The organism is Paenibacillus taichungensis (assembly GCF_047302525.1).
Taxonomy (GTDB): domain Bacteria; phylum Bacillota; class Bacilli; order Paenibacillales; family Paenibacillaceae; genus Paenibacillus; species Paenibacillus taichungensis_B.
Map to the genome: position 1 here is coordinate 232695 of NZ_CP168020.1, position 25625 is coordinate 258319.

A 25625-nucleotide genomic window follows, 5' to 3' on the forward strand; every position below is an offset into this window, starting at 1 on the left:
CACTATAGATGTAACGTAAATAGCCGCATGTCCCCTCTAGAGGGAACATGCGGCTATTTGGTATTTAATTGAAGAGGGGCATTATTTCTCTGGTGTTTCCGGGATTTTCGGTGCATTGAAATCTTCCAGATACTCAATTGCGTTATACATCATAACCGCAGCTTCGGCGCGGGTAATGGTTTCCTTCGGATTGAAGTTGCCTTCTGCATCGAGCGTATTAATCTTCAAGACAAGGGAGCGTTGAACCGCACCTTGAAATTCAGGAGTAAGCTCTTTTTCATCCATGATATCTACAGGCTTGATGTTAATCATAGGCAGTCCGCCTTTGGCTTCAATGCCCTGCATCAAGAAAAGGGTATACTGTTCACGTGTCAACGCCTTGGAAGGATCGATATCGTTGGACATCTTAATACCATTGAACTGGGCACGGATAAAAGCATCACTGTACCATACGCCATCTTTTACGTTGGAGAAGTAGTCACTTGGCAGGGGTTGTTTGATAAAACGAATCGTGTCCAAATTCAGATGGAGACCATCTGCAATGAGCTGGATACCCTGAGCCGTGTTTAGTTCCTGTTCCGGTTTGAACAAGCTATCACTCACGCCTTTGATTAATCCATCCTGATGTAGGGATTCAATCTTGTCTGCCCCCGCAATACCTTGAATATCAGTGAATTCCGCTTGAGCGGCGTGAATCGGACCAGCGCTCAGAGAAAGGGTAAGTAAAGCTCCGGCTGTTAATGTAGCCAATATATTTTTTTTCATATCAGATTCGCCTCACTTTTCCAGGAAGTATCCCTTTGTATAAAAGTTATTTGTCCCTATAGACGACCCTATTCCTCAAAAGGTTGCTGTGATTTTCCATTGTTTTTCTACAAGAAATTCCGTTGGAATATGTACAAAGTGAATGGACTATTGTAAGGCCTTATACTTTGTATTATGGTGAGAAAAGATAACCACTGAAGCAAAAGTCTGTGATTTGGGTAAGTACATAACAGTGGAATCAACTATTCGGGTTACAACTTCTTATAATTGCATGTAATTAGAGTGTAAGGTTAATCATTTGAATCAATAAGGAGAGAATGAGACGATGGAACCGACAGCAACGAATGAAGCTTTTTTCTATACAGGTACTTATGCATCAGCAGAACAGCCGGGAATTTTTCTATGTGCGTTGAACAAGGATACAGGCGAGTTGCGGATTGTAAATCATATGGATGGGGTGGATAATCCATCCTATCTGGCTTTATCTGCGGATGGGAATGGTCTGTACGTGGTAAGTGAGACAGATGAGGGAGAGGTGCTGGTCTATCGCAGGGATGCCGCAACGGGTGAGTTGCACTTGATGGATCGCAAGTTAACGAAGGGCGCTTCGCCTTGTTATGTGTCTGTCACGGAGGACGGCAAGTGGGTGCTGACTTCGAACTACAGCAGTGGCAGTGTGAACGTATTCCTGGTAGGGGATCAAGGCACGCTTGAAGAGATGAGTGCGCTGATTGAGCATACAGGAAGAGGGCAGAATGATGACCGTCAAGAAGGGCCGCACGCCCATTCCATTCAACCAGACCCTTCGGGTCAGTATGCCGTTGTCTGTGATCTGGGTCTGGATCAGATTATCGTGTATCGTCAGGAAGAAGGCCGCCTGGTTACGCATCGTGAGACGAATCAGCCTCCAGGCTCCGGACCAAGACATCTCGTCTTCCACCCAAGCTCGAAATGGGCCTATGTGATTAATGAATTGAGTAACACCGTTACGGCATTCATGTATGATCAACGCAGAGGTGAGTTCACTACGTTGCAGCACATCACCACACTGCCTGAAGGACATTCTGGTGAAGGTACAGCAGCGGATATCCGTGTGTCCCCGTGTGGTCGCTTCCTGTATGCTTCCAACCGTGGGGACGACAGCATTGTGCTGTATCACATTGATCAGGAATCGGGTGAGCTGGAGGCTATAGAGTGGACTACCACTATTGGTCAGACTCCGCGTAACTTCAACCTGCTGCCAGGTGGTATTCTACTGGTGGCCAATCAGGACAGCAACAACCTCGTTGCTTTTCAGATCAATGGTGAAGATGGACGTCTGACACACAACGGATTCAAATTGGAGATACCCCGCCCAGTGTGTATTGCCCCGGTAGTATAAGGTGGGATGACACAACATTCTTTGTTACGTTCAGACTCCGATCGAGCGTGCGAGAAAGAAGCATCCAAGTCGAAAGATTCATCTTTCGGCTTTTTTCCTTTTTTCCATACATAAAATTACTAAGTTAGACCTATAGATGGAATTATATGTTTAATTTAAGATGAATATATTAAAGCGCTTACATTGATATGAGATGGCGCTACTAAGGGCATCGGGCTTACCAATTCGATTGGGGAGGCAATGGCTTTATGGGAAAACGATCGTTATGGAAGCGTACATTGCGGACCGCAGGGGTATCCCTGCTGAGTTCTGCGTTACTGGTTACTTCGCTCGGTCTTGGATACACGCCAGTCACTCATGCTGCAGGTGCCCGTCAGATGGAGTTTCTGGACCGAGGTGTAGTTGCAGTGAAGACAGGCACAGGTGTGTTTGTCAGTTGGCGGCTTCTGGGTACGGAAGGGTCGAATGTATCGTTTAATGTCTATCGGGATGGAACCAAGGTAAACGCATCGCCCATAACAAACAGCACCAACCTCCAGGATGCAAGCGGGACAAGCAGTTCCAAATATACGGTTCGAGCCGTAGTCAGTGGAACCGAACAGGCTGCTTCGGCGGCAGCGAGCGTGTGGGGCAATAATTATTTGTCTGTACCTCTCAGTGTACCCGCAGGAGGCACAACACCGGATGGTGTAGCCTACACGTACAGTGCCAATGATGCGAGTGCAGGAGATGTGGACGGGGACGGAGAGTATGAACTGATTGTTAAGTGGGACCCGTCCAACTCCAAGGATAATTCCCAAAGCGGCTACACGGGTGAAGTATTTATCGATGCCTACAAATTGAATGGAACGCGCCTATGGCGAATTAGTCTGGGTAAAAATATCCGTGCGGGTGCTCATTACACCCAGTTCATGGTGTACGATCTGGACGGAGACGGCAAGGCTGAAGTGGCGATGAAAACGGCTGATGGTACCAAGGACGGCACGGGAGTAGTCATCGGGGATGCCAGCAAGGATTATCGTAATTCCAGCGGATACGTTCTGTCAGGACCGGAGTTCCTTACGATCTTCAATGGACAGACAGGCAAAGCACTTTCCACGGTGAACTACGAACCGGCGCGCGGTAATGTGTCCGATTGGGGAGACAATTATGGCAACCGGGTCGATCGATTCCTTGCTGCGATTGCGTATTTGGATGGAGAGCGGCCAAGTCTGGTCATGGCGCGTGGATACTACACCCGAACCGTGCTGGTAGCGTACAACTGGCGGGATGGACAATTGACGAAACAATGGACTTTTGATTCCAATACATCAGGTAATTCCGGTTATGCTGGACAAGGTAATCATAATCTGAGCGTGGCGGACGTGGATGGCGATGGCAAAGATGAGATCGTCTATGGCGCGATGGCGGTAGATGATAACGGCAAAGGACTCTATACGACAGGACTTCATCATGGAGATGCAATGCATCTCAGTGATCTGGACCCGGATCGTGCAGGACTGGAAGTATTCCAGGTGCATGAGACAGCGTCCAATGCCGGAGTGGAATTCCGCGATGCGCGTACAGGTCAGTTGATCTGGGGCATACCTACGACAAAAGATATTGGACGCGGCATGGCAGCCGATATTGATCCACGTTATAAGGGTGCCGAAGTGTGGGCAGATGGTGGTTTGTATACAGCCAAAGGACAGAAAATTGGGACAACCCTGCCTTCCTCCACGAATTTTGGTATCTGGTGGGACGGTGATCTGCTCCGCGAATTGCTGGACAGCAATCGGATTGATAAATGGGACTACGCCAATAGCAAAACGGTTAATCTGTTGACGGCATCCGGTGTTTCTTCCAATAATGGAACGAAGTCCACACCGAATCTGCAGGCTGACCTGTTCGGAGACTGGAGAGAAGAAGTGGTATGGCGGACCAATGATAGCTCTGCGCTGCGCATCTACACGACAACAGCCGTTACGGACAAAAGGATCTACACCCTGATGCATGATCCGGTATACCGTCTTGGCGTAGCTTGGCAAAATGTAGCCTATAACCAACCGCCACACACGGGCTTTTATTTGGGAGATGGCATGAGTACACCTCCCGTACCGAATATCCGGTACGCTGGCAAATAAGAGGGAAAAGGCATGAACTCATGCCAACCCCCGGGATGATGTTTCAGCGAATAAAACATACACGCTGACAAGGGAACAACGGACTTTGGTCTGTTGTTCTTCTTTTTCTGCCAATTACACAGATATTCGGTAGAAATCGGAAAAAACGTTTGACAGTCATATGTACTGCCCTTATGATACGTATATAACTCACTAAACAGGTAGGAATAATAAAAATGACTATGCTCTATTTGCGGAAGCAGTCATTTACAGTCACATGAGAGATCGTAACGTGAACAGAATAACGTTCTCACCGTAAAAACGGAGGAACACCGCAGCGCATCATTTCTGGATGAAGCATACACGGCCTTTGGGTCGGCATGACTTTATGAGGGAGAAGTGCGCGGGGGTTCCTCCGTTTTTTGTTTTTTTCGGTGCGTTCCATGCTGTTCAGCCTGTTGAGGTAATCTTGCAGATCCATTCGGGGGGAGTGTTATCTATGAAAAAGAGAATTCATAAGGGTATTCTGGTTGGTCTGGCATTGGTGTTAACAGGGGTACTGGCGGCATGCGGATCGGATAGCGGTGGCACGAATGCGGCAGGAACATCGGGGGGAACGGAAGGTGGCAAAGAAGGGGCAAAAGCGATCGAGCTGCTGAATGTATCCTATGATCCGACACGTGAACTCTATGAGCAATATAACAAGGCGTTTGCGGCGTACTGGCTGAAAGAGAAAGGTCAGGAAGTAACGGTTAAGCAGTCTCATGGCGGTTCAGGTAAACAAAGTCGTTCTGTTATTGATGGGCTGGACGCGGATGTGGTTACTCTGGCATTGGGATACGATATCGATGCTATTGAAGATAAAGGTCTGATCAATGCGGGGTGGCAGGACAAATACGAGCACAACAGCTCCCCGTATACGTCAACGATCGTGTTTTTGGTACGCAAAGGCAATCCAAAAGGCATCAAGGACTGGGATGATCTCATCAAGGGAGATACCCAAGTCATTACCCCGAATCCAAAAACGTCCGGCGGGGCACGTTGGAACTATCTGGCGGCATGGGGATATGCGCTCAAACATAACAACAATGATGAAGAGAAGGCCAAAGCATTTGTTGCAGAGCTGTTCAAACATGCACCTGTCCTTGACTCTGGAGCACGTGGAGCGACGACTACGTTTGTAGAGCGCGGTATTGGTGATGTACTGCTTGCATGGGAGAATGAGGCTTTCTTGTCAGTTAAAGAGCTGGGTCCGGACAAATTCGATATTGTGGTGCCTTCTGTCAGTATTTTGGCTGAACCACCTGTAGCGATTGTAGATAAAAATGCAGACAAAAAGGGCAGCCGCGAAGTGGCGGACGCCTATCTGAAATATTTGTACAGCGAAGAAGGGCAAACCATTGCTGCCGAGAACTATTACCGTCCAACCCTGGACAGCGTGAAGGAAAAGTTCAAGGATCAATTCCCGCAGCTTGAGCTGTTCACATTGGACGATGTATTTGGTACATGGCGCGATACCCAGGCCAAGCACTTTAATGACGGCGGTATCTTTGACCAGATCTATGTTCCGGGCAGCTAATGCATCTGACGTCGATGATGTTGAGTGACCATGTAAGCGGCCAACCAGTCCGACCGACTGAAGGCAGAGAGGATGAACGTGCATGAGCAAGGTGATGGTGGCCCGGAGTCGCACACTGCCGGGATTCGGATTAACGATGGGTTACAGTGTGCTTTACCTGAGCCTGGTTGTACTTATTCCACTAGCAGCGCTCTTGTTTAACTCCACGGGGCTCACCTGGTCCACACTGATTGAGGTGGCGACCAATCCCCGGGTACTGGCTTCTTTCCAGGTGAGTTTTCTGACTGCAGGTGCAGCGGCCCTGATCGATCTGGTTCTCGGGCTGCTCCTGGCTTGGGTACTTGTCCGGTATGAGTTCCCTGGAAAGAGGCTGTTTGATGCCGTTATTGATCTGCCTTTTGCCTTGCCGACAGCAGTGGCGGGGGTTGCCTTAACGGCGCTGTATGCCGGGAATGGCTGGATTGGGCAGTTTGTGGAACCTTTGGGCATCAAGCTGGCCTATTCACAGGCGGGCATTACTCTCGCGCTGATGTTTATCGGGATTCCGTTTGTGGTGCGTACGGTGCAGCCGGTTTTGCAGGAACTGGAGACTGAAGTGGAGGAAGCTGCGGCTACGCTGGGAGCGGGAAGATGGCGGATATTTCGTAAGATTCTGCTTCCGGATCTGATCCCGCCGCTGCTGACCGGTTTTGCGTTAGCCTTTGCCCGAGGTATTGGCGAATATGGTTCAGTGGTGTTTATCTCAGGCAATATGCCGATGAAAACGGAGATTGCACCCCTGCTGATCATGGCGAAGCTGGAGCAGTTCGATTATGCGGGAGCTACGGCGGTAGCCTTGCTGCTGCTGCTGGTCTCTTTTGTCCTATTGCTGATCATTAATTCACTTCAACGCTGGAGCCGCAAGGCAGGTAGAGCTTAGTGAGCAGTGAGCCAACCTAAACCAAAAGGAGGTACAGAATATGGCGGGTACCGTTCCATTAACGCCTGCTTCCCGTGTGCGAACCGGGCCGGGGCCAAATCGTGCAACCACGGAAGCTCCGTGGGTTAAATGGTTGTTGATCGGATTGGCAAGTCTGGTGCTGCTCTGGCTGCTCATCTTGCCGCTGGTGATCGTGCTGATGGAGGCTTTAAAGCAAGGCTGGGGTGTCTACATCGCCGCGCTTACCGAGCCGGACGCGATGTCGGCATTGAAACTTACGCTGCTGGTTGCCGGGATTACCGTACCGCTCAATACGATATTCGGTGTGGCGGCTGCGTGGGTCATTACCAAGTTCCAATTCAGGGGCAAAGGACTCATGATCACCCTGATCGATCTTCCTTTTTCGATCTCGCCTGTCGTAGGCGGGTTGATCTTTGTTCTCATCTTTGGTTCGAATGGATGGTTTGGACCGTGGCTGGCCGAGCATGATATCAAAATTATTTTTGCCCTGCCCGGCATTGTCATCGCAACATTGTTCATTACGTTTCCCTTCGTTGCCAGAGAACTGATTCCGCTGATGGAGGATCAAGGCACGAGGGAAGAAGAAGCGGCGGTTACGCTTGGCGCCTCCGGGTGGCGGATCTTCTGGAACGTGACACTTCCCAACATCAAGTGGGGGCTGTTGTATGGCATTATTCTGTGTAATGCGCGGGCGATGGGCGAGTTTGGGGCCGTGTCTGTTGTATCGGGACATATTCGCGGGGAGACCAACACCTTGCCGCTGCATGTCGAGATCCTGTATAACGAATATCAATTCTCCGCTTCGTTTGCCGTCGCCTCCTTGTTGCTGATTTTGGCTCTGGCAACGTTGCTGCTCAAGAGCTGGTTGGGTCATAAAACGATTCCCGAAAAGTGATGTAACACTCCTGTATCCATGCCGATCATCTTGGTTATGAAGAGGGTTCCGATGAAAATGGATTTTGTTTAAACTTCATGAAAATTCGGATTGACAGCTACTGGAAGCCCTGCTAATGTATAAACCAAGTATATAGGTTGGATAAGAATGAATTATAAGTCGGGTTGGATGACAGCGCACTTGAGGACTATAGCGGGCAGTAGCCCGAGAAGAGGAGGCGGCTCTATGGCTAAGCCGTTAAAAGTGGATGAGGTATGGATGGATCGAATTGCCGGACAACTGAACGACATGGAGTTTGGCTCGTTACACATCGTTGTACATGAAGGCCAGATTGTGCAGATGGAGCGGACCGAACGCAAGCGTTTTGAAAATACACCCTCCGGCAGCGCCTCCAAATCCGGCAGCACTGCACGAAGCAGCTCACCCCGTTCACTGCGCTCATCGAATGCAAGCGCGAAGGGATAGGCATCATGTAATCCAGGATCGAATTAGGCATAATGCAAAAAATAGTAGAAACCCAAAAAAGAGAAGCCGCGATTTTCCGGGCTTCTCTTTTTTGGGTTTGAATGAACTGAGTCTGATGATGCAGGCAAACCAAGTTAACAGAGAGGTTCACTTTTCGGAAATGGCTCCAGATGTGCGTGGTTTATAGAGGTTTAGCTCCATATCCAGGTTCTCATCCTCATGTGCTTCTGTACTGCTATTCAATTCCTTATCCGAATCGGTGTGTCCCGCGTACGGGCGATCACTGCGAGAAGGCGTTCCTGTCAGGCTGAAGCCAGAGATGAACAGGATGAGTTGCAATCCCAATGCGTAGGGAGCAGCAGCAAGTCCGATCAGATGAAGCAGCGAGCACATGGCAATTAGAGTAACAAGTGCTTTGGTTACTGTGCCCGATGAACCCTGTCTTGGGCTGGACCAGAGCAGATAACCATAGAACACCGTGATGATCAAGGAAACGAAGCGTATCCATGGCAAAGCATTGAACCAGGAATGCCAGAAAGGATACAACAGACCTTGTTGACGAAACACAAAATCAGCGATTAGGTACAGTACAGCCGCGACAGCGGTGGGCTCGGCAGCTGGACGGATGACATTCCAGATCGCTCTTCCCCAATGGTCAGGATGTACGGATCGATTCAATTCATCGGACAATGCTGCACTCTCTCGTTCCAGAGCCCTGTGCATCAATGCCAGTCGAGCGGGATCAACATCGATAATACAGCTGCGGATCTGATCCTGAAGCTGTGGAGACAGATGCACTGCGGCTCTGCAGGACAGCATGGCCGTTAATAATTCATGGTGCTCATGTTCCGTTATAGCAACATTTCGTTGTTCATTGGCTGTGAGTTGTCCCAATAGGGTTGTACTTATGTATAATGTATCTCGTATCGCGTGCATTCGCCTGTCACGGCTTCGTCTGACCTCAGTGGCTGACCACACGTAGAGTCCAAGCAGCACAGCGATCATTCCGAGTAGTACCGCCACGAAGCCCGGATATGAGAATAGAGCAAGCATCCAGCGTTGAAGCACAATGGTTCCTCCTTTGCAAAAACTGTAGTGTAGCATGAAACACGGTTCACATAAGCTTTCTCTCACTATTACACAGGAATTGCGTGAATTCAAGCAGGAACAGTAGGGAGAGGAAAATCTAAATTTTAACAGTTTATTAGTGTTATATTGAGTATTCACGCAAACTACTTTAATTTGTCATTATTTATTTTCTTTTTCCGATGATTAATTACAAAATTCGACAAAATATGCGATTGCTTAAATTGCTTACAATAACTATTATTAATAGGGTTGCTAGATAGTTGTATAAATGTGGTAGAAAAGTCGAATTAGGAGGAATATTGTTTGAGAAGTCTAAAACGAGTATTTTTGTTATTTTTAACACTTTCAATTCTGATTGGAAATTTTGAAGTTGCAATAGGTTTCGCTGCTTCGGAAGGTGGCAAGGGAAACGCTTCAATTCCAGTAACTAAGCAGAACTCGCAAGACAAAACATCAACTGACCCCGAAGTGGGTTCTGTACCGATTGACCAAGTGGATAGTGATATAACCAATGAGGTGGAAACACCAGAAAAGGAGGCAGAGGAAGTTGTTGAAGAAACTGTCCCACTGCCTGAAGAACCAGTTCAAGTAGATTCTCCAAAAAATGATGTAAGCGATGTTTTAAACAATATTAGCGTTATTGGAGATGTACATAATAATAAGCCTCGTTCCAAATTTTTGGTTCGGCTTAAAAAGGAATTCTCGGTTCAGCTTCCTTCAGTAACTGAAAGTGTTTATAAAGGGTCGGCAGACCAGAAGAGCATGAAAATTCAAGGCTTAATGTCAGAAGATCCGACTAGCTCGATTAGTGACATCGAGTACAAACTTGATCTATATAATGTGAAAAGTTTGGAAAGTGTAAACTCTTTATCTATGGAGCTGAATACTGAAGAAGTTAATCTTCTTTTGTCTGATCCTAAAATAGAGTCAATAGAAGAGGACAAACCAATTGAGATTGCAGCTGACAATGTAACAGAAGTAGAAGATAAATCAGTAAAAGAGAGTGCGCAAACCATCCCTTGGGGAATTCATTCAACAGGTGCGTACATGCTTCAGTCCAAAAAGGGTACTGGTGATCGTGTTGTTAAGGTAGCGGTATTTGATACAGGAGTTGTAGATCATCTAGATCTTAATATTGCTGGCGGGATAAGTTTTGATGAATCATCGACCAGCTATACAGATGACAAAGGACACGGTACACATATAGCAGGTACGATCGCAGCTATTGACAATGGGATTGGAGTAGTGGGTATCTCTCCGTCCACAGAACTTTATGCAGTTAAAGTGATTGATGGTACAGGTAATGGTTATACGAGTTCAGTCATCCAGGGTATAGAGTGGGCGATCACTAACAACATTAATATTATTAACATGAGTTTTGTATCGTCCCAATATAGCGAAGCTCTGCATGAGGAAATAGTGAGAGCAAAGGAAGCCGGAATCATTATTGTGGCTGCAGCAGGTAACAGCGGTTTAGGAGAAGATACAATTAAATATCCTGCTAAATATCCTGAAGTTGTTGCTGTCGGTGCTGTTGATTATTCTTATCACAGAGCTGATTTTTCTAGCACGGGTAGTGAATTGGATTTGGTTGCTCCCGGCTTTGGCATTATCAGTACCACGATGGACGGTGCATACGGAGTTTCTTCGGGGACCTCCAATGCCGCTGCACATGTGACTGGTGCAGCATCTTTATTATGGAGTCATAATCCTTCTTGGACTGGTGAGGAAGTAGTTCAAAGAATTTATGAAACAGTTACACCTTTGGAAGATACTCATGAAACAGGTCGTGGGCTTGTCAATGTGGCTAAAGCGGCCAATGTCATTGAAGGTTCAATTGCACCCCTCTCAGAAGAAAACTTATCTGGACTGAATACGGTGATCCCAGTTGAACCGGAAGGCGAGATTACAACAGCTTCATATGATTTGAAAAATAACGGCGCGACAATTGAGCCCGGGGATACGGTTACCGTTTCGCTTAAGCTAGAGGGTGATCAGAATGGGAATAACCCTCATAGCAAAATTATTATTGAGGTTTCTGCTGCGTCTAATCCAAATAACATTATTGCTTCACAAACGATATCCAATCCAAGCTTAAATGTAGACATTCCTTACACCTGGCGTACGTCTGCTTCAACTCCAACTGGAACTTACTATATCAAGTATCGCTATCCAGGTGTAACTTCAGGCAAATTCGATGACACATTTATTATTAATGTTGCACAACAAGGATCAGGGCAAGATACGTATGAACCCAACAATACAATCCTTACAGCAAAAAGTGTTAATCCAGGAAATAGCTATATTTCATATATTTCTTCAAGTAGTGATATTGACTATTACAAATTGACAGCTGATAAGGACGGACAAATCTCAATAACATTAGATATACCTTCTTCTGTAGACTATGAAATGGATATCTATAATGAGTCGGGAATTCAGGTGGGTGAATCTTCTAATGGAACTGGCATCACTGAACATATTGATTTTGAAGTAACGGCTACCAAATCATATTACATTAAAATTACTGGTTTCAGTGGTCAGTTCAGTACATCACCATACACACTTACGCTAAGCAATATAACAGCACAGGCATTCAAAGCGCCGACAGGGCTTGAGGCAGTGCCTTATGCAACAAGTATTAAACTCTCTTGGAACACAATGCCAGATGCCACATCATATGTAGTAAGACTGGATGGAAAAGAAGTAGGAACGGTCAAAACATCTTCATATACTTTCAGCAGTCTTGAGCCCTTAAAAGCATATAAACTTGAAGTGGCAGCAGTATATGCTGGAGGCAAAAGCTCATTTGCTTCAATTCAGTCATCAACAACTATTCCTGAACTATTCGTAGCAAAGCCGGAAGATATAGATCAGCCTGCGGGCAGAGATCAGGTATATAGTTTTACACCAGCTACTACAGGGGTATATCGTATCCGTACGAGTGCTTATCAAGGATCAGGTCCTGATGTCGATACTGAGTTATCTATTTATTCAAGCCTTCAGCTTACGAAGCAAATGGCTTCCAATGATGATGCCAATGATTCGGTGTTTTCAGAGATTACTATCAGTCTAGTTGGTGGACAGACCTATTATGTGAAAGTAAATGGTTTTGATACGACACCGTTACGGGCAAGAATAACAGCTGATGTTGTTAGTTCAAGTATCCCTTATATCTATCTAAACCAACCTCAGGATATTAATGAACAAGCAGGTAATAGCAATGTGTATGTATTTATCCCTGCGAGTAACGGTAAATTTAGAATTGCTACAAGCAGATATAATGGCAGTGCCAGTTCCAAAATTAATGATACAGAATTAAATGTGTTCTCTGATGCAGATATGCTGACGCCGATTACCAACGGATACAATGATGATAAAGGAGAATCCGTCTATTCAGAAGTTATTGTTAATCTAAGCGCGGGAACACCGTATTATGTTCGTGTAAATGAAGCGAATAAAAGAAAGGTATTAGCCAGACTTCAGATTACTGCTGCAGGTCAGACAGGTTTTGATTCTTTGAAACTAGGTGAAGCAGTAAGTCTATCTAAACCAAGTGGCGAGCAAGCATACCTTCAGTTTACGCCGTCCACAACGGGTAAATATCGTTTTTTCACATCATACTACCCTGGTAGTAATGAAGTGAATGATACTGATATTGCCTTGTATAGTGATCCGGAAATGGAACGACTTTTGGATTCAAACGATGACGTGAAAGGATATAGACCTTATGGAGATTTATTCTCCAAGTTAGAAGTCACTTTGAATGCCGGTACCACGTATTATATGGCTGTAGGCAGTTATGGTTCTGCACAAGGTTTACGTGCACAACTGACTGTAGAGAGTATGGCACATAGTACAAGGGAGACTGCGCAACTCATTCCATTTGGAGAGAGTGTTAATCAGGACCGAGCAGGAAATTCCTTGTCAATTTCTTCGCTTTATGATGTAGATTATTACAAATTTGAGTTGAGTACTCCTGAGGAGCTTAGTATTGCATTGTCTGAAGGCGAAGGGATTTTGGAGGATGATAGTGGATTTACTGTAAGTGTGTCTGACTCAGAGTCTACGCAGGTCGTTGAACTTTATCCAGGGACGTATTACCTTAAGGTAAAGTCTGGACAATTCAAAAATACATTTAACCCGTATCTATACGATCTGGCTGTTGATATTAATAAAGTTGAATATCTGAACTGGGTCGACGGTGAAGAAGTAGTAGCAATGCGTATGGCTAAAGCAAGCGCTAAAGATGACCTTTATTTAGATGCAACCCCAGGATCCAACAGCTCAGCAACCATAAATTATCGTGTGAAAAATCCAACTCAGAAATTGTATTTTGAGGTTCGAACTATTGGTAAGAACCAGCTTGTATATAATGATTTTGTAGAAGGTAATTTCAAAAAGGGTCAGGATGTTGCAGTTGTATGGAAAGGACAGGTAAGCACTTTCAATAAAGATAAAGCAGAGTTCTCCAGACATGCTGTTATCTCAGGCAAGGATACTTACTGGGCGAAAAGTGCAACATACATTGTCACCATCTCTAGTTATAATGAAAGAGACAGGAGTAAGAAAGATATACAAGTGGTGAGAGTATACGTCAATAATGATAGTAAACTTAAATTAAACTGGATACCGGTTCCGCCAAAGAAGTATAAAAATAGTAATAAGCTTATTAAAGCAGGAGAGACCAAATGTTTGGAATGTAGAGATTACTTTTCTAGGTATGTATACATTCCCAACACTAAAGCTTACGAAACTCAGTATGATGCATGGTTCTCGGATATATATGGGAAAACTGGAATACAAAAGTTCTGGGCTGGGGCAGAGAAGCTCGCGACATGTCAAGATTTAAAAGGATCAAAACTAGTACACTGTACAATACAAAATATAGGTATGATCCCTATATTAGGTGAACCGTTTGACGGTATTGATGGAGTAATCTACCTAATAGAAGGTAACGTTGCTGAAGCTTTATGGTCTGCAGGATCAATGATTCCAATTGCAGGGAATGGATTAACAGGATTCAAGACTGTTAAGAGGGTATACAACAATACTTGTGGTTGTATGCCAGAAGGGACCTTAATCAAGACTAAGAATGGTGAAATTCCTATTGAGAAAATTAAAATAGGAGATCTTGTTCTAGCTAAGGATACTGATAAAGGCATACAGTCTTACAAGCCTGTAGAGCAGTTGTTTAATACAACGGCAGAGGAAATTTTCACACTGCAGATTGGTAAAACAAGTCTTAGATCAACAGGAGATCACCCGTTCTGGATAAAAAATCGGGGTTGGGTACCAGTTGATGAGTTAGCTGTCGGTGATCATGTTGAACTCCAAGATGGTTCCTTGGAAAAAATTAGTTCTATTGAAATTAATTATGAGTCTGTAAAAGTTTATAATTTTACAGTTAGTGACTTCCACACCTACTATGTTTCTGAAGCAGGAATTCTAACACACAATCTTCAAAAGGAATGTGATATCAGCAATTATATAAACCTAAAGACCAAAACTACTGGAGAAAAGGGAAGTAGCAATGGTGATAAGCTGGCTAAGGAGATTGAGAAATCCACTGGTATGAAGAGACCGGACGGATGGGATGCGCATCATATAGTGCCGGTAGGTTGCACAAAGGCTCCCTGTGTAAAGTTGCAAAAGATATTCGAAGATTTAGACATAGATCTTAACTCTTCTGCCAATGGAGTGTACTTGCCTAAAGACAAAGGAAAAGCAACTACAGTTATTGATGGAACATCAATGGCGACACACAACGGAGGACATGCAACTAGCTATTATGAATTTGTACTCGAAAGAATTCAACCAGTAAAAAATAACAAGAAGAAAGTGGAAGAACAACTTGAATGGATACGTGGAGAACTTATGTCCAGAAGATTAAGAATAGGGAACCTAGGTAAAAACGGGGAATCTTATGCACCATAAGTTAAAGGATGAGTTTATAAAATATGATTCAAATGAAGAGGATGTGATTCTTTGAAGGTATACGAATTAAGAAATAACGATAGCAGTATGGATCTTACTACTATTGATTGGGAACATGAACTGGTTTCTGATTTTAATGGAGATACTAAAGGTGGAATTTGGACCCCCACAAAAGTTAAAACTTTGTACAAAAAGAAATATAATGATTTTCCTAGGTTATTAATAGGAATAACAATCATGAAAGAGACTGTAAAAGAAGTATTTGAAGCCTTTATCTCCAGAGAGGCAGAATTTTTACCTTTAATTCATGATGAATTAGAGTTGTATGTTGTTAATGTTACAAATGTCCTTGATTGTGTGGATTGGACTCGTTCTGATGTAAGAACATTTAGTGACGGAGAGTGGGCAGATTTTAATAAATTGGTGTTTGATTTCTCCAAAATACCTGATGATACGTATATGTTCAAAATAAAAGAAACTGCTACTGTAAAGGTTTTCGTTACGGATTTGTTTAAAAAAGTTGTCGATGAACATAAATTCAAGGGCTTAAACTTCTCCGTAGTTTATGACTCTGAATTTACCCAAGAGAAGGAAGAAGAGCAGCAGCGACTATATGATGCTGCGCTCGAAGAGATCGAACGAAACAAAGGCCAAGAGTATACCTATGACGCTGCCCGTGAACTTGTAGATCAGGGAGAAGCAATGGCTAGCGGTCCGTGGAAGATGCAATTGAATCAGCATGGACAATTCTTGCAAGGTGAGTTGCTGAAAGATTTATCGTATCAATGGATGATTCCAGCTTATATTCCACCAGTGTTACTGTTAAAGTCATGGCATAAGATTAAGAAATCAGAAATTTAAATTGTTTTGGAGGATGAACATGAGAGGCTTGAGACATAATATTGCTGCTACAATAGCATTGGTCATGATTATATCCTTGCTCTCCCCCCTTTTTGGGGGAGTAGGCATTTCATATGCAGCGGATATACCGGGGGCCCCCATTACTACACATAATATTAAAGGGAATAAAAGCAGTAATGGTATCTACTATGGTGCCGTTGAATTGGAATTGATTGCTCAGGATACTGGTTCAGGCGTATCTATAACTAGATTCAGCTTAAATGATGGAGATACATGGTCTACCTATACTCAACCAATTCTTTTTTCGGATAAGAAAGTATATAACATCATCTATCAATCGGTTAGTAACAATAGCCGAGTGGAGACGCCCAAAGAATTGAGATTTACAATTAAAAAAGATACAAACCCTCCTGAAACTACGATTCAAGTTACAGGAACGCAAGGACAGAACTCATACTACCTAAGCCCTGTTATGATAAGTCTTCAAGGTACAGATACTCAATCATCAGTTGATTATACTGAATACAGCTTGGATGGTGGGCTGACTTGGGCGAGATATACAACTCCAATTACGGCCAATGAGGAGCAGAGTGCTATATATTATCGTTCACGCGATCTTGACGGTAATTTAGAGAAAACTAAAAAAAGTAAAATCAGTATTGATACAACTGCGCCGACCCCTCCTAATTTTAGTTATGAACCTGAAGAGTGGAGTAATTCTACATATTTGGTCAACATCTATAATGGTTCAGATGAACAAAGTGGAGTTATGAAATCTCAGTACAGATTGGATCAGGGGGCGACTTGGACTGACTATACAGTTCCGTTTAATGTAAGCGGTGAAAAGTTTAGAACGGTCTATGTTCGTACTCTTGATAATGCCGGTAATATTAGTGAAGTAGAGGAATTTACTTTGCAATTCGACAAAATGCCTCCTACCGCACCTAAAATTTATCTAGAATATGAAGAGTGGAGAGGTCACGAAATCTATGTGGAAATTGATGAAGGTACAGACGAAGATAGTAAGGTAAAGGGGTACGAATACAGATTAGGCTCCAGTTTGGAGTGGAAGGAATACATTAATTCATTCCCTGTACAGCAAGAGGGGATCACCAAAGTTTATGCTCGAACTTTAGATAGAGCAGGTAATGTAAGTGCAACAGTGGAAGCAGAAGTGAAGATTGATCTTACTCCGCCTTCTCCACCTGAGAATTTGTTTAAAGTTAGCCAATTGGGATCAACTGCTGTAATACGTTGGTCTCCTGCTAAGGATGAATTGTCTGGTATATATGGATATGAAATTTACAATGGCGATACACTTCTGGGTGAGACTACAGATACCAAGTTCACGATTACCAATCTCACACTTAATGAAATGCAGTCTATCTCAATCGTAGCGATAGATAGAGCTGAGAATTATTCAGAAAACAGCAGGCCTCTTATTTTCTTTACTAATAATTTGGCTGTCTCGGCTTATAGAGACCATACCTTTGCTTGGAATCAGCAAGGTCAAGTCTGGGGCTGGGGGCTCAACAGTAACTATCAGTTGGGTGAAGCTACTACAGCCAACCGTACAAGTGCTACCAGAATAACGAATCTGGACGGTTTTTCTATGATCTCTACTGGTTTAAAACAGAATATTGGACTCCGTCCAGATGGAACTGTGTGGACTTGGGGGGCTAATGACTATACCAATCAACGTCTTCCGCTTACGAGAGTTCCCGGGCTGGAGAAAATAGTTTCCATTTCTGCAGGTCTTCAACATTACATGGCACTTAAGGAAGATGGTACTGTGTGGACATGGGGAGATAACGGCTTAGGTCAACTCGGAGTGGGTGGTAAGATACCTTATAATAGCCTTGAACCAGTCCAAGTTGTAGGTCTAACTGATGTTGTTGCGATCAATGGAAGCTACTATAACAGTATGGCGTTGAAAGAGGACGGAACAGTTTGGATCTGGGGAGATGGAAGTCGGGCGATTGGGTATAAGACTTCAACCAGTACTATTCACTATTCTCCAATTCAAATAGCGGGCCTATCAAATATTGTTCAAATTGATATGACATACCTACATGGACTTGCTCTCAGAAATGATGGAACTGTCTGGAGCTGGGGAATGAATGAATCAGGTCAATTAGGTCTGGGAGATTATATTGATCACCCAACCCCTACTCAGATACCGAATCTGAATAACGTCATTAAAATCACTGCAGGTTACTCACATAGCATGGCCTTAACGAATAATGGGGAAGTTTGGACATGGGGTAATAACTACTATGGAGAGGTCGGAGATGGAACAACTATTCAGAAGCGACCAACTCCTGTAAAAGCAGCACACTTAAAAGGGGCTACGGATATTGAGGCTGGTGAAATGTACAGCTTCGCTCTCAAGAAGAATGGTTCTTTATGGGCATGGGGATTTAATATGTATGGACAATTAGGGAATGGGGCAACTACCGCACAACCTACACGTGTACTAGTGAATGGAATCAGTTATCCCGTGGATAAGGTTGCTCCGACTGCACCAGAACAACTTAGAATCACAGGTAAGACTTCTTCTACAGCAGTGTTGTACTGGGATGAATCAGAAGACAATCACGCAGTAAAAGAGTATCTGGTATATTCAGGTTCAACTTTGTTTAGTACATTGCCAGTAGATGGTAAATCTTTGGAATCGATTATTAATTATACTGCGACTGGTTTAGCCTCTGGTCAGACATATACCTTTACCGTTAAGGCTAAAGATTATCAAGGAAATATTTCTAATTCGAGTAATAGTGTAACTGTGACTACGGAACAGTCTTTCACTAGACAGATGTCGGGAGGACAAAGTCACTCACTCGCACTTAAAAGTGATGGATCTGTGTGGGCATGGGGATATAATCAAATGGGGCAGTTAGGCACTAAGGACGCTTATCTTGCTAAAACACCGATTCAAATCCCGACCCTTACTTCTATTACTTCAATTACATCTGGACCGGAATACAATTTGGCACTTAAAAGTGATGGTACGGTCTGGGCATGGGGAAGTAACCAATCAGGACAGTTGGCCAACACAAATGCGATCATGCAAAATGTTCCTATGAAAATAGAAGGTATAGACTCTGTTATAGCTATTAGTGCTGGAACAAGTCATGCTTTGGCGTTGAAAAAAGATGGAACTGTTTGGGCATGGGGAAGTAACTACTATGGTGATTTGGGACTAGGACATAATAATAGTCAATATGCTCCGACTAAAATTCCGACATTATCAGGCGTTAAATCAATTAGTGCAGGTGCTTTCTTCAGTTTTGCGATTAAATCGGATGGTACAGTCTGGGCATGGGGAGCTAATGGTTTCGGCCAACTCGGAGATGGGACAAAAGTTCAAAAGAATGTTCCAACGAGAATTGCAGGACTAACAGGAGTGGAAAGTATCTCCTTAGGCTTCTACCATGGACTTGCATTAAAGCAGGACGGTACTGTCTGGGCATGGGGATACAATTATAATGGTCAGTTAGGTGACGGAACCAATACAGATCGGCTAACTCCAGTTAGAATAAACAGTTTATCTGGTATTAGTCAGATTGCATCAGGTAACTTCTATAGCTTAGCCAGAACCTCCAATGCAGTGTATAGCTGGGGACAAAATAGTGCTGGAGAATTAGGTACGGGTGGATACTATGCAACCAATTCACCAGATAAGATTGCTTCCATAACTTCTGTACAGAGTATAGCTGCTGGAATAACTCATGGTATGGCTCTCTCAAACAATAATTTGCTGGCTTGGGGACTGAATCGAGATGGACAGTTGGGTAATGGATTAACTACTAATTCATATGTTCCAGTTAATGTTACGGGAATGTCTACGGCTAAGGCAGCAGTTGCCTCAAAGGCAGCGGCAGCACCAAAAACTGAATCAATGAATAAAACATCTGTGGAACAGGAATTGCTTACTAAAGTAATTCTAACCGATTTTATAGCTCCTACTGCTCCTTCTGACGTGAGGGTAATTCGCAATGGTGGGAAACTCGTATTGGATTGGACACCGTCAACAGACGATGTAGGTGTTAAGGAGTATTGGATTTACTTGAACGAAGAGTTAATATTAAAGACTCAATCTTATACTAATGTTCAAATACAAGAATTAGCTGAAGGACTGGTCAATATTATAATCAAAGCAGTCGATGAGGCGGGGAATATTTCAGCAGCTAGTGCCCCGGTGACACCATAATAAATTTTAAGTCAAGTCTCCTGAGTTAGTTCAAGCTCAGGAGACTTTTTTGATGATAAGAATAAGACTTCGAGCTTACAGATCTAAGAATTAAAGATGAAGTAATTGGTGAATAGATATTTTTTATAAATTATAATTGATTATATCCGTATTTATGAAAGGAGCATGATCTATGGACCAGATCAACATTGAACGTACACCGCCCTCAGCAGCAGAATACCTTTCATTACGGAAAAGCGCAGGTCTTAGTGCGATGAGCAAGGAGGGAGCGGAGATTGGGCTGCCCAATAGTCTTTTTGCCGTATGTCTGCGTGAAGAAAATGAAATCGTAGGCATGGGCCGGGTCATCGGGGACGGTGGTTGCTTCTTTCAGGTGGTGGATATCGCCGTGCGCCCGGACCAGCAAGGCAGAGGATATGGAAAATTGATCATGAGCGAAATCATGAATTATTTGCGTGAACATGTGCCTGCTCGTGGTTTGGTCAGCCTGCTGGCAGATGTTCCTGCTGATCGTCTGTACGCTCAATTTGGCTTCACCTACACCAGTCCGAAATCGGAAGGTATGTGGTGGAGACAAGGGGAATAGAGCGGAAATAAAGCGCAGTTTATTGAAAATTGAAATGAGGGAAGTATGCATGACCTCAAACTAATATGAAGTAATTGATGCTGAGCCGCATATGCGGCTTTTTTAGTATGGAGTAAGAGCTGGAAGAGATTTTTTCACGATGGTTTACAAGTAGGTGAAGACGGTTTAAGATGGCGTGAGCCGTTTAAGGTATATAACAATGGGATTAAGTATTAAAATAACGGTAAGTTGACAAGATGATATCTACTGAAAAGAGGGATTTGATATGAAAGTTGCCATTTTTGGAGCAACCGGAGCGATTGGAAAGACGATACTGTGGGAGTTAATGGACCGTGGACATGAGGTAACGGCGATTGTTCGTGATCCTTCGAAGGTTGAGATGGAGCATGAGCGTTTGCGTGTGGTACAGGGGGATTTGCTTAACCCGGACCAGGTTGCCGATTTTACAGCAGGACAGGAAGCTGTTGTGAGTGCCTATGGACCGAAGTTTGGTGCGGAGGAAGAGATGCTGGAAGTTACACGTTCATTAATTGAGGGTGTTCGCCGTGCAAAAGCAGAACGTTTGGTTGTTGTTGGCGGAGCAGGAAGCTTGCTTACGGATTCTGGAGAAATGCTGATGGACACACCAGGATTCCCTGAGGAAGTCAAACCATTGGCGAAGGCTCATGTCGATGCGTATAACCTGATTGAAGCATCGGATATTAACTGGACCTACATGAGTCCTGCGGCTACGATCACAACAGGAAGACGGACAGGCCTATTCCGGGTTGGTATGAATCGTGTAATCACAGATGATCTGGGTGAAAGTTCGATTTCCGTTGGTGATTTTGCAGCGGCATTGGTGGATGAGCTGGATGATCCGCAATTTATTCAATCCCGGTTTACAGTAGGTTATTAAGAATTGTAGGTAAGCTAGCAATATTTCTGTAAATTTCCGAAGAGGCCACCGGGGAGGGATGAACGTTGTTTATCGTAACCGCTGAACAGATGAGAGCTGTGGATGAGTATACGATTCACAAGCTTGGCATTCCTGCTGCCAGTTTGATGGAAAATGCAGGCAGAGCCATCGCCGAGGAAGTTATCCGGCTGTGCCGGGAAGACGATACTGACCGCCGTTCGGAGCAGCATGGCTGCTGGAACAAAAACGGGAAGCGGGCGCACACCGGGCCCGGGGATCTGCCTGCTCATGGTGGCGACATCATCGCCGATCCGGCGCTCGTGATGGAGCAGCCCGGCGATCAGCAGTGGTACATGCTGATCGGGAAGGGTAATAATGGCGGCGACGGGCTGGTTGCGGCGCGCCATTTGGTTGAAGCGGGGCTCGGCGTGACTTTGGTTTACGCCGATGCGCCTGATGCGTTGCGGGGCGAAGCCGCAGTGCAGCGGGATGCCGCCGCGCAGCTTGGCATCCCTGCTCTGGTCCACGGGCGTGAAGCCGTGGACTTCGGCCGGTGCACAGGCATCGTGGATGCGCTGCTGGGCACCGGCTCGCGGGGGGCGCCGTGTGGAGCATACGCGGCGCTGATTGAGGCGGCGAACGGCAGCGGCAAGCCGGTCGTGTCCGCCGATGTGCCAAGCGGGCTGAATGCCGACACCGGGGAGGTATATGAGCCCTGCATTCAGGCCCGGGTGACCGTATGTCTTGCGCTGCTTAAGCGCGGGCTGGTGCAGTACCCGGGCGCATCTGCCGCGGGGCGCATCGTGGTGCGCTCCATCGGTATTCCCGCGCGGCTTGCGCCGGAGCATGGCCCCTCGGTCCGTCTGCTGACGGAAGAGGTGCTGCGCAGTGCGCTGCGCGTGGACACGGGCCGACTCCGGGCACCGGACGGCCACAAGGGCACTTACGGCCACGTACTGCTGGCCGCAGGCAGTCTGCCGATGAGCGGCGCAGGCCTGCTCTCGGCCAAAGCCGCGCTGCGCGCTGGCTGCGGGCTCGCCACATGGGCGCTGCCCGCGTCACTGCTGCCGCATGTCATCGGCACCGTGCCCGAGCTCATGCTCGCTGCCGCCGCAGATGGCGACAGCGGCGAGTGGAACGCGGCTTCCGCGGACGCCGTACTGCGTCTCGCGGAAAGCCGCGACGTGCTCGCGACCGGCCCGGGCCTCGGCCGCTTCAAAGGCGACACTGACTGGCTGCGCCGTCTGTGGCAACATTCGGATCGCCCGCTCGTCATCGACGCGGACGCCCTCAACATGCTGGCAGACGCTGGCCCAACAGGGCCTCGCGACTGGGGCAAACGAAGTGCGGCGACTATCCTGACGCCGCACCCTGGAGAGATGGGCCGACTGCTGGGCATGCCGACCCCCGAAGTGCAGCGTGACCGAATCGGACACGCTGCACGGTACGCCCGCGAGCAGGGCGTGACCCTGGTGCTCAAGGGAGCACGAACGGTCATCGCAACGCCATCCGGCGAGGCGTATATAAACACAACCGGGCACGCCGGCATGGCGACCGGCGGTGTGGGAGATGTGTTGACCGGCATCATCGCCGGTCTACTCGCCCAAGGGCTTAGCGCGGAGCAGGCTGCCACCTTTGGTGTGTTTCTACACGGCCAGGCAGCAGAGAGAGCCGCGTTGCTGCGCGGTGATCCGGCATCCCTGCTCGCAGGGGATATCATTGATGCACTATAAATCATGGGGACGATTGGCGCCGCGCTCTTGGTACATTCGTTACTTCATAAGCTTGCATTTACACCGCTTTGAGCTCGTGTTATAGGTGCAGTTAGAGAGTACATGTCCTTCATGTGCTGAATGCCTCTGCACACAGCACAAAGATATAAACCACTCATAATATAAAGAAGGGGATGTCCCATAGTCATAAACATGACGAGGACATCCCTTTTTAGTGGTATTAACTTTTAACGAATCAAACACATGCTATTAGCTGCAATTTCCACAGTTTCGCGGTTTAACCAATCCCAGCGACGTTATTCCCTCGATCGGCAGCTCTTGCCCCTGAATTGTGGCAGGACTAACCGGAATAACCGGAATAACGTGACTGAAGACTGAAGTTCGTTAAACTTTGCATTTGTCACGAATCCTCCTATTAAGGCATGATCAATTCGTTAGATTCGCAAGTGTGTTGACCCCAGAGAAAGAAGTCACTTCCGACTTGCGGTAGAGCTTCTCTTTATTGTGACCCCACTACAACCGGAACCGTAAAAGCTCCTGATGCATCTCTGCACTGATATCCCGCAGGGTTTTCACCTTAGTGCTTGCTTCGGCGAACGAACGTTGTTGCTCTGCCGTTGAAGCTGTAATTTCCTCACTGCTTGCAGCCGATTGTTCCGTGATGGCACTTATATTTTCAATCGCCTGCTGAACCTGTGCGCTAAGTTCACTGGACTGCTGCATGTCTTCCGTAAGCTGGTTAATGCTTGTGCTGATTCGCTCTACACTGTGACGAATTCCGGAGAAGGATTCGCCGGTTTTTCCAGTGGCCTGCTCCTGCTCTGCAAAGAGCTGAATGCTCTGTGTCACAGAGTTTTTCACTTTGCCCATAGCTGCTGTGATTTCACCGACAGCGGCAAAGATATGCTGTACCGATTGCTCCGATTGCTCGGCCAGTTTCTTCACTTCCCCCGCGACGACAGCAAAGCCGCGTCCAGCTTCACCTGCACGTGCCGCTTCGATGGAGGCGTTCAGAGACAGAAGGGTTGTCTGCGTAGCGATGCCTGATACATAGGCAGTCATGGTTGCGATCCGGGAGGCGCTCTCCTCCAATTCCTGGACAGTCTTTTCTACCTCAGACATGGCAATCCGGTTTACTTCAGCCAGTCGAAGCTGTTCCTGTACGGCAATGTGTCCCTCTTGCACGGAACTCAAAACTTCGTTACCATAAATGGCCGATTGTGAAGTCGCCTGAAGATTGCTTTCAAACATATGCTGCATCTTGTCCACGACCATGACCGTGCCACTTAGATCCTCAGCAATTTTCTGACTGCCAATCGACAGTTCTTCGGTCGTTCGGGATACTTGCTGCACAATGGCCTGCACGGTATCATTACCGCGATCAATATCCTGCGCCATCCCATCAACACGGTTTCCTGCGGCACCAATGGATTGAATGATACTGCGTATGTTTCCCGTCATAAGGCGGAAGGAGCGGTTTAAGTCATCCAGTTCATCTTTGCCTCGTGTCTCTGGAAGCTGCTGTGTAAGATCGCCGTTCGCAATTTGTCCTGCCGCTTCCTTCAATGTGCGTATGCGTCTCGCCAATTTTCGTGAAGTGTACATGTTAAACAGCAGGACAGCGACAAGCAGGATGATGGCTCCGGCGAGAGCAATCTGCCAGGTCCGTTGAATGTCTTGTTCAAGGTCTACTGTATATTGGTCATATCGATCCCGGGTCACCTCATCCAGCATATAGATATCATTTTGTATGCCTTTGACCCGTGAGCTGAAACGTTTGGCGTCCGAACTGTTCATGGCTGTGATGGCTTCGGTGGCGCCCGTGTCCAGAGCCGTTAATTTGGTTTGGATCGATTGGATCAGGCGAAGCTGTTCATCCGTTTCCAGCAAGCCTTCTGTGAGCTGCTTTACCATGGTTTTACCTTCATTCAGCAAGCGGGTTACATTATCCTGATTGCCAGCTGTCATGGAGAACGAGTACACATCGAGCGCCTGCTCGGTCTGTATCTGGTTAGCGTTCAGCTCAGTGACCTTCAGCATGGCAGGCACCAGATTTTGATTTTTGGCATTCATGCTCAGCAATTGAATAATGATATAGGCTACAAGCAAAAGGCATAACAGTAACGATACGATGGCATTCATTATCAGCTTTCCCTGCAATTTCATAAGCGTGCCTCCATA

General features: G+C 46.0%; 15 protein-coding genes. 12 read left to right on the top strand and 3 right to left on the bottom strand.

All coding sequences use genetic code 11. The features are described 5' to 3' along the window. Positions 1–81 precede the first annotated feature (81 nt). Complete coding sequence (locus ACDJ58_RS01255) at positions 82–765, bottom strand: S-layer homology domain-containing protein (protein ID WP_413374846.1); 684 nt, start codon at positions 763–765, stop codon at positions 82–84. Positions 766–1090: 325 nt separating this feature from the next. Between ACDJ58_RS01255 and ACDJ58_RS01260 the strand changes: the two genes are divergently transcribed. The 6 genes from ACDJ58_RS01260 (at position 1091) to ACDJ58_RS01285 (ending at position 8127) form a co-directional block, all read left to right on the top strand. After that, positions 1091–2146, top strand: a complete 1056-nt coding sequence (locus tag ACDJ58_RS01260) for a lactonase family protein (RefSeq protein WP_413374848.1) — start codon at positions 1091–1093, stop codon at positions 2144–2146. A gap of 248 nt (positions 2147–2394) precedes the next feature. Continuing rightward, on the top strand, positions 2395–4269 hold the full coding sequence (locus tag ACDJ58_RS01265; protein ID WP_413374850.1) for a rhamnogalacturonan lyase: 1875 nt from the start codon (positions 2395–2397) through the stop codon (positions 4267–4269). Positions 4270–4747: 478 nt separating this feature from the next. Beyond that, on the top strand, positions 4748–5827 hold the full coding sequence (locus tag ACDJ58_RS01270) for a sulfate ABC transporter substrate-binding protein (protein ID WP_413374852.1): 1080 nt from the start codon (positions 4748–4750) through the stop codon (positions 5825–5827). An 82-nt stretch (positions 5828–5909) separates the two neighbouring features. After that, on the top strand, positions 5910–6746 hold the full coding sequence (gene cysT, locus ACDJ58_RS01275) for a sulfate ABC transporter permease subunit CysT (protein WP_063566191.1): 837 nt from the start codon (positions 5910–5912) through the stop codon (positions 6744–6746). Positions 6747–6786: 40 nt separating this feature from the next. Next, positions 6787–7662, top strand: a complete 876-nt coding sequence (gene cysW, locus ACDJ58_RS01280; protein ID WP_064642596.1) for a sulfate ABC transporter permease subunit CysW — start codon at positions 6787–6789, stop codon at positions 7660–7662. A gap of 225 nt (positions 7663–7887) precedes the next feature. Further along, positions 7888–8127 (top strand): YezD family protein, encoded by a 240-nt coding sequence (locus ACDJ58_RS01285; RefSeq protein WP_062322628.1) that lies wholly within the window; start codon positions 7888–7890, stop codon positions 8125–8127. Positions 8128–8274: 147 nt separating this feature from the next. Here the strand turns inward: ACDJ58_RS01285 and ACDJ58_RS01290 are convergent, their stop codons facing one another. Further along, a complete protein-coding gene (locus ACDJ58_RS01290) occupies positions 8275–9195 on the bottom strand; it encodes a hypothetical protein (RefSeq protein WP_413374854.1) in 921 nt (306 codons plus the stop codon). 324 nt (positions 9196–9519) lie between these two features. Between ACDJ58_RS01290 and ACDJ58_RS01295 the strand changes: the two genes are divergently transcribed. From ACDJ58_RS01295 to ACDJ58_RS01320, 6 genes are all read left to right on the top strand, one after another. Then, on the top strand, positions 9520–15153 hold the full coding sequence (locus ACDJ58_RS01295; protein WP_413374856.1) for a S8 family serine peptidase: 5634 nt from the start codon (positions 9520–9522) through the stop codon (positions 15151–15153). A 51-nt stretch (positions 15154–15204) separates the two neighbouring features. Beyond that, positions 15205–16014: an imm11 family protein gene (locus ACDJ58_RS01300; protein WP_413374858.1), complete on the top strand. Its 810-nt coding sequence runs from the start codon at positions 15205–15207 to the stop codon at positions 16012–16014. A 19-nt stretch (positions 16015–16033) separates the two neighbouring features. Continuing rightward, entirely contained in the window at positions 16034–20227 is a 4194-nt protein-coding gene (locus tag ACDJ58_RS01305) for an OmpL47-type beta-barrel domain-containing protein (protein ID WP_413374860.1), read from the top strand. A gap of 172 nt (positions 20228–20399) precedes the next feature. After that, positions 20400–20813: a GNAT family N-acetyltransferase gene (locus ACDJ58_RS01310; protein ID WP_413374862.1), complete on the top strand. Its 414-nt coding sequence runs from the start codon at positions 20400–20402 to the stop codon at positions 20811–20813. Positions 20814–21078: 265 nt separating this feature from the next. Then, positions 21079–21711 (top strand): NAD(P)-dependent oxidoreductase, encoded by a 633-nt coding sequence (locus tag ACDJ58_RS01315; protein WP_413374864.1) that lies wholly within the window; start codon positions 21079–21081, stop codon positions 21709–21711. 65 nt (positions 21712–21776) lie between these two features. Continuing rightward, complete coding sequence (locus tag ACDJ58_RS01320; RefSeq protein ID WP_413374866.1) at positions 21777–23444, top strand: NAD(P)H-hydrate dehydratase; 1668 nt, start codon at positions 21777–21779, stop codon at positions 23442–23444. 513 nt (positions 23445–23957) lie between these two features. Here the strand turns inward: ACDJ58_RS01320 and ACDJ58_RS01325 are convergent. Further along, positions 23958–25610: a methyl-accepting chemotaxis protein gene (locus ACDJ58_RS01325; RefSeq protein WP_413374868.1), complete on the bottom strand. Its 1653-nt coding sequence runs from the start codon at positions 25608–25610 to the stop codon at positions 23958–23960. Between the last annotated feature and the right edge of the window lie 15 nt (positions 25611–25625).

Bases quoted from the DNA above. Each gene is read 5' to 3' on its own strand.
- ACDJ58_RS01255 (WP_413374846.1), bottom strand. From the start codon at position 765: ATGAAAAAAAATATATTGGCTACATTAACAGCCGGAGCTTTACTTACC.
- ACDJ58_RS01260 (WP_413374848.1), top strand. From the start codon at position 1,091: ATGGAACCGACAGCAACGAATGAAGCTTTTTTCTATACAGGTACTTAT.
- ACDJ58_RS01265 (WP_413374850.1), top strand. From the start codon at position 2,395: ATGGGAAAACGATCGTTATGGAAGCGTACATTGCGGACCGCAGGGGTA.
- ACDJ58_RS01270 (WP_413374852.1), top strand. From the start codon at position 4,748: ATGAAAAAGAGAATTCATAAGGGTATTCTGGTTGGTCTGGCATTGGTG.
- cysT (WP_063566191.1), top strand. From the start codon at position 5,910: ATGAGCAAGGTGATGGTGGCCCGGAGTCGCACACTGCCGGGATTCGGA.
- cysW (WP_064642596.1), top strand. From the start codon at position 6,787: ATGGCGGGTACCGTTCCATTAACGCCTGCTTCCCGTGTGCGAACCGGG.
- ACDJ58_RS01285 (WP_062322628.1), top strand. From the start codon at position 7,888: ATGGCTAAGCCGTTAAAAGTGGATGAGGTATGGATGGATCGAATTGCC.
- ACDJ58_RS01305 (WP_413374860.1), top strand. From the start codon at position 16,034: ATGAGAGGCTTGAGACATAATATTGCTGCTACAATAGCATTGGTCATG.
- ACDJ58_RS01310 (WP_413374862.1), top strand. From the start codon at position 20,400: ATGGACCAGATCAACATTGAACGTACACCGCCCTCAGCAGCAGAATAC.
- ACDJ58_RS01315 (WP_413374864.1), top strand. From the start codon at position 21,079: ATGAAAGTTGCCATTTTTGGAGCAACCGGAGCGATTGGAAAGACGATA.
- ACDJ58_RS01325 (WP_413374868.1), bottom strand. From the start codon at position 25,610: ATGAAATTGCAGGGAAAGCTGATAATGAATGCCATCGTATCGTTACTG.